Here is a 12,324-nt window from a genome sequence, read left to right as displayed (position 1 = left end):
TCACCGTTTCAGCCAAAGCATTATCGTATGAATCACCCGTTGTACCGACTGATGCTCGTAAATTTGCTGCTTCTAAACGATTGGTATAGCGAATGGAAAGATATTGCACACCTCTGTCGGAATGATGAATCACATTCTTTGGCATGCCTCGATCATGCAATGCTTGCTCCAGTGCATCAAGTACCATATCTGTATTCATCCGTGTTGATACTTTCCATCCAACAATTGCTCGCGAGAACACATCAATAATAAAGGCGGTGTAGACCCAGCCAGAATGGGTTTGAATATACGTAAAGTCACTGACCCATAATTGGTCAGGTCGATCAGCACTAAAATTCCGTTTCACTAAATCATCTGCTCGTTTTTGATCATCTCGGCTGCGGGTAGTTTGTTTATTCTTACCACGCCAAACACCTTGTATATCTAGCTTTTTCATCAATCGAGTAACTGTACAACGTGCAATAACATAGCCTTCACGTTTCAATTTTTGCCAAACTTTACGTACACCATATCGACCTAAACTTTCTTTCCAAATACGTTTGATTTGCTCTGCATGATGTAAATCATGCAGAGTACGTTTCGCTCGATGTTCTGGGTTATCAACGAAATCTAAAGCCCGATAATAGGTCGAAGCTGCAATCGGTAAAATTCTACAAATCGCTTCAACACCATATCGATCTTTATTGTTATGGATAAAATCCACCATTATTTGTGTGGGCGGTCGAGCTCCGCCTGGGCGAAAAAAGCGGCTGCTTTACGTAGAATTTCATTGGCTCGTTGCAGTTCTTTATTTTCGCGTTCAAGTTGTTTAATGCGTTCCTGGTCTGAAAGCTGCTGTACTTTGACTGGATTCTGTTGATTCAAATGCTTCTGATGCCAAACACGCAATGTTTCAGGAGTACAACCAATCTTAGGTGCAATAGCTGTGATTGCAGCCCAATTCGATGGATAATCTTTTTCAGATTCAATCACAAGTTGAACCGCTCTTTCTCTGATTTCAGGGGTGTATTTTAATTTTGTCATAGGGATAGTCTCTCAGAATATTGACTCTCCGACAAACCCGGTACGGTTCATAGAGAGAAAAGACTCGGTTTGAGATTCAATTTAATCACTAGAATCTACAACTTGGAACTGAATACAAATGATTTATGAAAGAATTCTATTGGATTTAACTAATTAAACCTATTTGCTTACCTGCATAAATTGCCTTAGTGCGGGAATTTACTTCCAGCTTTTGATAAATCTTTTTAATATGCGCATCTACAGTGTATTTTGAAATATTAAGCTCTAAGCCAATTTCACGACTACTCAATCCATTAGAGATGCAAGTCAATATTTCCGTTTCTCTTTGTGATAGACTTGTATGAGATCGCTCATGAGTCACCGGCGAGTCAATCAATGATTTTTTAAATTTGCTTAGAATTTTTTTGGCGATATTTGGATCGATAATTGCACCGCCTTTCAGCATGGTACGTATGGCAAACATAAGTTCAAAATCGTCTTTTTCTTTTAAGACATAACCTGTTGCACCTACATTTAAAGCTTTATAAATAACATCTAAAGTATTCCATGCAGAAAGAACCATAATAGGTGCAGTATTTTCACCTATTGCACGAATATTCATAATAAAATCGATACCGCTGCCATCTGGTAAATTTAAATCTACTAGCATGAATTTTATGGAGTTTTTACTGCAAATATCTACAGCAAAATCTATGGTTTGAGAATAGAAGATATCTTTTTCTTCATAACCGAAGGCCTGTAAGAGTTTAGAAATCCTCAACTGCTGAGTAGGATCATCTTCTAAAACCAGCATTGGCTTGAGCAATGGCGTACTGAAATTAAACATTTTTAACCATCCATTTTATTTACCTCGATTCTTTTCCTTTAGCTTTGCAATTGCTATACCCAAAATTTGGGATTTTAAATTTCAATAATTTAATGGCTCACCCTAATTATTCAATAACGTGATATCTATCATAAACCAAAACCACAATAACTTCTGACTTTGTTGCAGAATTAAGTAAAAATACAAAGGAAAACTCTCCGTGATAAGCCTCTGCAAATAAAGCGGTTGCAGCTATAAGGCTGTAACTGAACCGTACTGGGTTTTTCGGAGACTTTGTATTTAAGTTAGGCAACCTAAGCTAACGGATTAATTTTATCATAGTACATTGCTTCAAAATAAAAAGGTGATACATAACTAGTGCACTATGTACACGCTCTTTATTGAACCAATCTACCCAGTTTAATATCACAGGTTGTATATCTGCTAAACCTTGCTAATCTGCTTCTAAATATTCAATTATCTCTGTTTTGTATAAGCCATTCAGCGTTTTAGGCAAAGCATTATCATATGAGTCACCCGTTATCCCGACTGATGCTGGTAAATTTGCTGCTTCTAAACGTTGGTATAGCGAATGGAAAGATATTGTATGCCTCTTGCGGAGCAGTGCTCCTCATATAGTGGTGAATCTGTTCTTTGGTATGGCTTGAGCATTGAACGCTTGCTCAAGTACATTCAGGACCATATCTGTATTCATAAGGGTTGATGTTTTCCATCCAACAACTGCTCGTGAGAACACATCAATAATAAATGAATGATAAACCCAACCTGAATTTGTTTGGATATATGTAAAATCACTGATCAATAGTTGGTCAGGATGATCAGCACTAAAATTCCGCTTCACTAAGTCGGCTGCTCTTTTTTGATCATCTCCGCTACGGGTAGTTCATTTATTCTTATCATGCCAAACACCTTGTATGCCTAGCTTCTGCATCAATCGAGCAACTGTATAGCGCGCAATAACATAGCCTTTCTCGTTTCAATTTTTGTCAAACTTTACGTACGTCATATCGACTTGAACTTTTCTTCCAGATTCGTTTAATTTGTTCAGCATGATGTAAGTCATGTAAATCTCATTTCGCTCGATGTTCTGAATTATCCGCTAGATCTAAAGTCCGGTAATAGGTCGAAGGGGCGATCCGTAAAATTCTACAAATCGCCTCGACGCCATACAGTTCTTTATTTTCGCGTTCAAATTGTTTAATGCATTCGTGGTCTGAAAGCTGCTGTAGTTTTATTGAATTCTGTTGATTCAAATACTTCTGATGCTACGAACGTAGCATTTCAGGTCTACAGCCAATATTAGGAGCAATTGCTGTGATTGCAGTCCAACTAGACGGATAATCTTTATCAGATTCAATCAATAATTGAACTGCTCTTTCTCTGATTTCAGGGGTATAATTTTGGTTTTGTGATTGGGACATTCTCTCAAGAAAAGCGGTCTCCGACAAACCCGGTATGGTTCACCTTCTTAACCAATCTTTGAATTGCCCAGCTTTATTCATTATTGTATCTCCAACATTTCTGTGCGTAGAGTTTTGATTTAACTTCTCTTTGCCGAGCGTGTCATTTTGATTTAAAGTTTCAGTCGACTGTCGAACTGCCGTTCTCTCTCCTGCTGCTCTTGTGCCCGAATAGGCAGCACGGTTATTTTGTATTTGACGCAAATCATCCGAGTCCGCACTGCCTTCTCCGCCTAACTCAAAGCTGGATTTGGTATCTTTTTTAGTCGTTGATGACACCTGAACCGCGGCAGTGTCAGTTTTATTAATCGAATTATCTTCAATCGCTTTACTATCATTACCCACAGACTTAAATTTGACATTTTCCATGCTTAAAGTCGGTTGTGATGAAGCTGTATCATCCGAAGCCGCCGGCTGAGCAGCCACAGGGGTACCAAGAAGCCCTTTGTCATTCGAAGATTCTATAGCCGGTATATTCACTTCAGTTTGCTTGGTAGTAATCACTGGTGCACCATCATGGATAATGGCTTTACCTTCCGCATTTCTTGCCAGCTCCGGCACTGAAACTAACTGTGAAGCAGACGCCAGACTCACTGGGCTTGCTCCAGCCTCATTTAATGTCAGCGCTGCAGCAGGCGCGGGTGCCGTCACCTCAAAAGATTTAGCCGTAATTTCAGAACCGGTGTACTTGGTTGAATTATTTTTCGCAATATCGAAATTGGCAGACACACCACCTGATTTATGGGTGGTATCAGTTGCTGTTGTACCATCAGCTCTCTCGACTTTACGAGTCACATTTTCGTTTGGATTTGTTGTTGATCTGCTTTTTTGTGCGTTTTCAAAACCTACCCCAATACCAAAACCGGTTGAATTGCTGGTGCTGGTACTCTCGGCTGCCGTAAAGGTTGTACTGTTGGCTTGAACAGATACATGATCACCTGTTAATGCTGTGCCTTCAAAATTTGCCTCGTTTGCTCTGACCGTAATATTTCCAGCTGCTTTTAAACCACCTACAACTGCCATAGATGATTTGGCATTACTTTTGTTTTGACCATATTCAGCGCCCAGCTCTATATCTGGCACACCTTTTAAATCCACACCCACTTTTGCATTGACATCGACCTTACGGCTTGTAGAACTAGACTCATGTGTATCATGCACCGCGTTATAAGTCAGTTTAGATGCCTCCAAATTGATGTCGCCGCCAGTCGAATTAAACAGCGTGCCATTTAACTGTGTTTCACCACTAGAAATTGAGGTAATGTTTCCACTTGACGTAAATGAAGAACTTCTTGCCTGAGTATCCTTACTATCAATGTTGGAAGTCTCCATACTGTATTGTGCAGAAACACCTGCTGCCAGTTTCGGCTTTTTTGAACCTTGTTCTTTTGCTCCACTTGATTGATTACCTGTGCTCGTAGACGCTGTAGCACCTAGACTTGCCTCTGCCGATGCACTGACACTCGCGCCTGCTTCCGCATATATGCCTAGTCGGGCCTCATGGGACTGGCTGTTACTATGGAACGTCTGGCTGTCATGTACAGCCTCATCTTTAATTGTTGCTGCACTTTGATAAATGCTACCGGCATTGACTTGAGTCGCTTGGTCCAAAATTTCATTTTCAGCGATGCGGACAAAACTGCCTGTTGCTGTAAAGTTATTCCCTTTATTGGTCACTGTGTCATAAGATTGCTCATTATTTTCAATGGCCGTTCTTAAACCCGCACCTACTTCTGCAGATACGCCTGCCGATGCAGATGCACCTGCGCTGAGCGGATTGATGTTGGTTGCATCTGCCGAAGCGCCGGCTTGTGCGCCAGCTTGAGCAGACACGTCACCACTTAAATAAATCCCAGCCATTTTACTTGAGCTCGTACTGGTTTCACTATGTGTATCTTGTACAGCCAGATTTTTAATGTTTTTTGCTTCAATTCTTAAAGCTGCTGGAGCTCCAACTGGTTTTCCATCTTTATCCCACTGCCCAGCTTGTACATCAGCGCCATGGAACGTTGCTGTATCTGTTACTTGTATGAGCATGTCTGAGCCAGATTTCAGGCTTGAATTGCTATGCGTCAAACTGTTCATGCTTTCATTTTGATGTTCGGTCTTGGCCCCAAAGGTAACCGTCGAGTTGGCTTGCGCGCTGGCACCTGCATTTACGCCCAAGGATGCACCATTGACACCTACCTTGCCGCCAGCTTGTGCTCCTGCTTGAGCACTAGCATCACCTTCTGCAAAAATACCTACAGAAGTACGCTTCACATCACGCGAAGCATAGCTGGTATTTTTGCCAGCTTCGACCAGCAAATTTTTGGCAGCGATAGCCAGTTTGCCGTCGACATCAACATTTGAACCTCTGACGTTCACGGTGTTGTCAGACATGATGGCCAAATTACCTGCCGATACAATATTAGATGCGACGCTGGTGCTAGAACCGCTTTTTTCTACAGTTTTGGTGGTTTCTGAAATTTTCAATGCAGCTTCACCTTGGGCAGAAGCCGAAGCTCCTGCTTGCGCTGTCATCGATAATTTGGTTTTTTCTGCGCTTGCACTGGCCTTAGCTTGCGCATTTGGTTCATCTTGCGTAGATTCTCCATACAGGTTCTGCGTTGCACTACCATCAAAGTTACCTTTTTTATCTTTTTGAATACTGTCTGCTGCAGTGCCATAAATAGGATCGTTATTACTTGCACTACCTTTAGTAGACTTCAAATAGGTCGTGGTGGTCGTGGTTTTCTCATGGCGCTCTTCATCTTTGCCATCGAGAATGTCTACGCCAGCTTTTCCTCGAATTAAGCTAGTACTGGCTTTGTCACGTATGCCAATATTTGAACCCTCAATAATCGCTTTGCCTTCCGAGTCGACAATTAAACTGCCCACACTCAAATTGCTGGCTTTATTGGTGCCTTTGAAATCTGTTGTTTCGACTGTTTCTTTACCCCAAACACCGCCGCCAACACCAAAGCCTGAACGCGATGTTGAAGTTTTGGTTTCAGTTGTATCCTGATCTGCCAGCAGCTTAAAGTCACCACCAGTTTTCACATACATTAAATCGCCTGCCGTAACATCACTGCCCTTAATGGTTGTATCTTTACCGCTGTCCATAATTACATTGCCGCCCGCTTCTATAACCGAGCCCATATTGGTAACAGAATTTGTAGAGCTGCGGCCGTTTTTAATGCTTTTTGAAGAAGCTTCAGCATTTTGAACAGATAAAATATTAATGTTGTTACCAGCTTTCAGCGCTAAAGTTTCACCAGCTTTTAGCTTGGCACCGACATTATTAATATCTTTTGCGGCATCCATAACCAATGCACCATCACTGACAATGCCTGATACTGCACCAATCGACGTTTTACGGTCTGAATCGCTGCCAGAAGTATGCACTTCGGTGATATTGTTGATTGAGCCTTCTTTCGAGGTCAGGAAAACATTGCCGCCTTTAATCTGCGCACCAATATTGTTGATATCCTTCTGCGCATCCACCACTACAGTGCCGCCGCGAATGGACGCATTTTTATTGTCTAAAGATTCAACATCCAAATAGGTCAGATTTTTACCTTCAATCACTGCACCTGAAGTGCTAATACTGTCCACAGTTGCCTTGCTGAGATAAACCTGTGGTACCAATACTTTTTGACCAGCAACCTCAGTTGTCACCATCCAAACGATATCTTGTTTCAAGTTGCTGATTTGATCTGCCGTTAATGCTTTGCCGTATTCTAGACCTAAGGTAGATTTCTGATCTGATGCCTGATCAAACAGTTTTTGCATTTGATCTGCCATAGAACTGTTGGCGTAAAGTACTGCTGTGCCTAATGTAGAGATCAACTGCTGCTGCACCAGATTCATTTCATAGCCATTATCGCCTAGGCGTTTCATCAGCTGGTCTGGATTAATGCCCAACTTGTCCTGCAGATAATCCGAACCGATAACATCTGAATTTTCCCCATACAGCGGGTTCGATTCGACTAAATATTTTGAATTTGGATCTTTGGCTACGATGTACTGACCATAGTCGGAAACTGGCAATGATAAATCGACAGCAGGTGCTTGAGAAACTGGATTAACAGCCTGTATACGTACATCTTCTGTATACTTTGTAGTGTCTACCTGTTTTTTAGGCATTTCAACAACCGATCCGTCTTGCGGCGCATCAGCATTTTCCTTTTTATCTTCTGCCGGCTTGTCTATTTGACATGTCAAACCGAGATTTTCACATAATTTCTTATCATTATTTAAAGCCAAGTGATTGAGATTGCTTTCAGATTCATTGGTCAGATTCTTGGCTTTTATAAAAACTGTGTTACCCGTAACAGTGGCTTTAGACTGCCCAGCATTACTTTGCACATTTTTAGGAACCAATGCTTTAAAGCCATCAAGTTTTACTTTATTGCGAATCGCATGAATCACATTTTTTACGTTATGAGTAACATTATAACTATCCCCTGATCTATCCTTCACCGTTGTGTACTTATTCATATTGTCATCGCGGTAAGAATAGTAAATTCCTGATAAACCTTTGATTGCATTAATATAATTATTTGAGCGATTATAATGGCCGTCATTGTCAATATCATCTAATTGATAGTCGACATTCTTTGTTGAGTCTAATCCAACAACAGCTCCAGCTCTGTTACTATGATCAGTTAACAATAAATATTTTAACTCAAACAATTGATCGCGGTATAAATCAATAGATTCATTGGTGAAATTCCCCGCTCCATTTATATCAACACTGCCTTTAACTGTACGTTCTATAATATTGCCATCTGCATCTTTTGTTTCTGTGGTTTTACCCGCAGCATAAATCTTACCGCCTATGTTTTTCGAATCATCTACATAGTTAATCGTGATATTACCGTCATTTGCACCGATTTTGGCTTGGCCTATATCTCCATTTAGGTAGTTTTTGACTGTGTCATAGTTAGTTTCAGTACCAGCCTTCACCTCTGTGCTCTTTTTCCAGGTTTCCGTGACTACACTTGCTTGCACACCATCGTCACCACCGCCTTTAATCGCAACTTGAGTGGTATATATAACGGTATTGCTTGCACTGTCATCAAAAGATTCATGGCCCCAGTCATTATCACTGGTTAGATACATCTGTGGCGTATTCCAAGTCTCAGTAATATTAATTTGATTGCCATAATAGGTCCGTTCATTCAAAAACTTTCCACTCAGTTCTAAATTAATATCACCCTGATTAACTAAAACATTATGATTATTTTCAAAATCATGACCGTAAACGTCTAGCCCCATACCAGCGTGAAAATTGCCACCAGAAACCTGAGACTGATTAGTGTTCATCTTATTGTATATATCGGTTTTCTTACTGTTTTCATTACCCAATACCAAATATCCAGCAGCATAAACATCACCAAAGTTGGTGATTGTATTTACATCATTGCGTTGAGTATTCATCAACAAATGATCTAAAGAAATAATGCCTGACTTTGCAGCATTGGTTAAAGCTGCCGTATCAATCAATAAGGAACCGTCAGAATGAATCAGCTTGTTATTTACCAGCCTGTTTTCGGCTGTAATTTTGGAGATACCTGAGGTTTTGATCTGATTCTGATTGGTTAATGTGTTTGCGTTCAAATCAGAATTATAAAGATTCACTTCTCCAGTGCTGCTGTTGATGAAATCTGCATTGGCATTTACAGCTGCGCTGTTCATCGCATTCAGCTTACCTGTATGCTCATAATTGTTAGAAAAATTTAATGTCGCAGCGTCAATACTTAGCGTACCGCCATTATTATCTAAGTTTGCAAAGCTGACTGATGTTGCAAGTGGTGCTACATCATTGCTTTGAACATAAATTTCCCCCGCATTTTTTGAAACCAAACCTGTCTGGTTAAAGTTTGCATTATTGCCCAAATATAAATATGCACCTGAATTGTTTATTAGGTCTGCTGCCGAAATTTCAGACAGGCTGTCTGAAGCATTTAAATTCACATAAACATCACCTGAGTTGGTCAAACTACTCAAGTTTTTTGCTTGTAACGAATTATAAAGATATATACCGGTGTTCGATAATGAGTTACCAATATTGGTCAATGCTGTTTGCAAAGAAGTCTTGCCTTCAATTACTGCTGAATCCGCAGAAATCTGTCCAGCATTGACAATTTCATCTGTCTTTAACAGCAGATTATTGGTGCTGATAATTCCTTTACTGCCATTTAGCAGCTGCTGTGCCGTTAAATTCACAGTGCCTGCATTTTGATTATTTACCGTGTAAATATAGCCCGTATTGTCAATCTTATCTGATACGGTTAAATCTGCTTGATTGGCTGCATAGATTTCTCCGCTATTGACGATAGCACTGTCTACTTTTTTATCCGCATTGATTTTTACCGTGCTGCCAATAATATTTGCGCTGTTATTCATATCAGACGCGCTGATATGAATAGCTTCAGCATTTAATCTGCCTTCATTGTCCAGCATATGGGTATCAATATTCAGCTGATTTCCAGCCAAAATTGAACCATTGTTCACTGTATTGATTTGCGCAGCATCTAAGACCAGATTGCTCATAGCAGAAATAACCCCCTGATTATTAAAATCTGCGCCGTTGATATACAGGTTCACGTTGCTATTTCCAGCAAGCATTGAATTGTGAGTGTTGGCCAGAGCTGCTGTTTTTAGCTCTAAATCCTGATTGGAAATGAGTTTACCGCTATTGTTTACACTCTCTAGCGTACTCAATTCAAATTTGTCTGAAATCAGACTGCCTTGGTTATTTAATTGTTTGAGTTGTGCTGTGGTGAGCTGCTGTGTAGTTACCATACCTATGTTGTTTAAAGTATCTGCGGTAATATTTAAGTCGCCTACTGTTGTGACCAAAGCACCAGCCGCGATATTGAGGTTTTTCTGGGCTAAAATCGTCTGAGTTTGCGCATAGGTTGTGCCTTGTAAATCAATATCTGCATTTTTAGACTGCAATGCAATCAAACCATTGCTTTCGAGCTGCGAAGTAGTACCTGCTTTCAGAGTATTCGCTGCAATTGCAGAAATTGAGTTTTCTGCACCGGCATAGCCATCTAACTGAACTACGTCTGCTGAAAGCTCAATGCTGTCAGAACTAAGCAACTCAGCGAGGCTGTCCACAGTCAACTGCTGCATGGCATTTGCATTGAGTTTACTGCCCGATTGTACTGCACCACTCAAATTCATGGTATTTGCTTGCAATGTCAAATTATTTTGCGCATAAACAGCACCAGCCTGTTGCAATGAATTCGAAGCTGTTAGGGTTAAATTTCCTGCTTCCCATAAACCTTTTAAATTCAGGTCTTTTGCATTTACCGTATTTAAATCCTGAACAGAAATAAGGGTATTGTTACCGCTATTTAATGTGTTGCTAATGTTCAAATTGGCTGCTGAACTATACATTTGGCCCCAGACATCGGCATCGGATGTGTTGACTGCAGTATTGTTTAGACTAACGATGAGGCCATTTTCATCTAGTGTGAACTGTTGTGCCTGAATATTAGTATTGGCAGCTGACGTCTGAGCACTCTGTGTCAGCTGATTTGCTTTTAGCTCTAAAGCATTACCCGCTTCTAGTGTGCCACCAGACAACTCTATATTGCCATTAGCCGCATTAAGAACAATATTATTTTGTACTTCAGCATTTGTATTTTTAAACTTTAAATCTTGAGCAGTTTGAATATCGAGATTTTGTGCTGACTTGAACTGTGCATCTTGTGCATTGAAAGTATTGGATTTTACTTGAAGGTCAGCAGCATCTAGCAGGGTATTTTGCAAAGTAATATCTGCATTAGCATTTACTTTTAGCACATCTTTCGCCTGGATTTTGGCATTATTGGCGTTCAATGCCTGACTTTGAAGATCTAGCGTGCTGCTCGCATATAGTGTACCGCCCTCGACATCAACATTTAGCTTTTGCCCGTTCGCTTCACCGATTGAAATATTATTTGCTGTTAATCTGCCTTGAATATCTAATTTTTGCTGCTGTGTAGAGCTGCTCTGTATTTCGATGGCCTGTTTGCTACTAATTTGATTATTCAGCTGAATGTTACCTGCTGCAGTCAAGGTGAAGTCAGCGACACTTGCAGCTGCATCACCTGCCATACGAACACCTACTCCTTGTTCCGTAGAAATCAGGCTAATACGGTTAGCATAAAGACCGCCCAGTAAGGTTGAATCAATTGCATACTGTCCAGTTGTGCCTGTTCCTGCAATTGCAGTGGCCTTACCGGTTACATAGTCATATGCATTGGCACCTGTCACAGCTTCCAGCTGCTGCGCATTGACTTGTCCATCAATATTTAGGTTTCTGGACAGCAAACGAAGTAAGCCCGTGCTGTTGGCATTCAAGCCATTATCTGCAATAGAAATATTGCCTTGTGTAATGTTAAAACTGGTAATGTTTCCGTCAGCGCTAAGCTTTGGTGTACCTGTAGTTAATGTCGCTCTGTCTGTATTAATAAAACCGCAGCCAGAACAGGTTATCCCGTATGGGTTAGCCAAGATAACATCCGCTTTGGCACCAGCAACTTCTATATAACCATTTAATGCAGAGCGGTTTGCGCTTGTGACTTCGTTCAAAATTACTTTGGCGCTGGTATTTAAATTGGCATTGGTCATGATTTTGCCAGCCAGCTCAGTCATAACGGACAATTGAGATGCTGATTGCGCTGCATTATTTAAAACCTGGCCGGTTTTGTCTACGTTATAGCTGACATAACGGTTGTGAGAAATCCCTGCAGCATTTGCTGAGGCAATATCAATAATTTGCACGCCGTTTTTTGCATTGTAAACCTGAGTATTGGTATCACCGACGATGACTTCTGCCAAACTTGATTGCACAAACAACATGGCTGCTAGCGGTGTTAATACCGCAAGAAAATGTGAAACTTGTCCAGACTCTGTTTCAGAACCGGATTTGCTGCCCGCTGTCTTTTTTCCCTTAGAACTTACATTTTCAGCCACAACATCAAATGCATTTTTTGTTTTATTCCAAATTGTTTTATAAATATGGTTCATTTC

General features: G+C 40.6%; 2 protein-coding genes, 2 pseudogenes and 1 other annotated feature. All 4 genes and pseudogenes read right to left on the bottom strand.

The genetic code is table 11. From position 1 onward, the window contains the following. Nucleotides 1-1,023: pseudogene (locus AC5YCI_RS14900) on the bottom strand (IS3 family transposase); the annotation flags it as partial. Further along, nucleotides 632-748: a sequence feature (AL1L pseudoknot), on the bottom strand. (Overlaps the previous pseudogene by 117 nt.) Before the next feature lie 145 nt (nt 1,024-1,168). Then, nucleotides 1,169-1,849 carry a LuxR C-terminal-related transcriptional regulator gene (locus tag AC5YCI_RS14895; protein ID WP_496175817.1) on the bottom strand — a complete coding sequence of 227 codons (681 nt, stop codon included), beginning with the start codon at nt 1,847-1,849 and terminating at the stop codon, nt 1,169-1,171. Between the two features lie 293 nt (nt 1,850-2,142). Continuing rightward, nucleotides 2,143-3,270: pseudogene (locus tag AC5YCI_RS14890) on the bottom strand (IS3 family transposase). Nucleotides 3,271-3,309: 39 nt separating this feature from the next. Further along, on the bottom strand, nt 3,310-12,321 hold the full coding sequence (locus AC5YCI_RS14885) for a two-partner secretion domain-containing protein (protein ID WP_496175816.1): 9,012 nt from the start codon (nt 12,319-12,321) through the stop codon (nt 3,310-3,312). Between the last annotated feature and the right edge of the window lie 3 nt (nt 12,322-12,324).

It is taken from the genome of Acinetobacter sp. CY17 (genome assembly GCF_059515825.1).
Note: the sequence above shows the minus strand (reverse complement) of the source record. Positions and strands in the feature narration are given on the sequence as shown.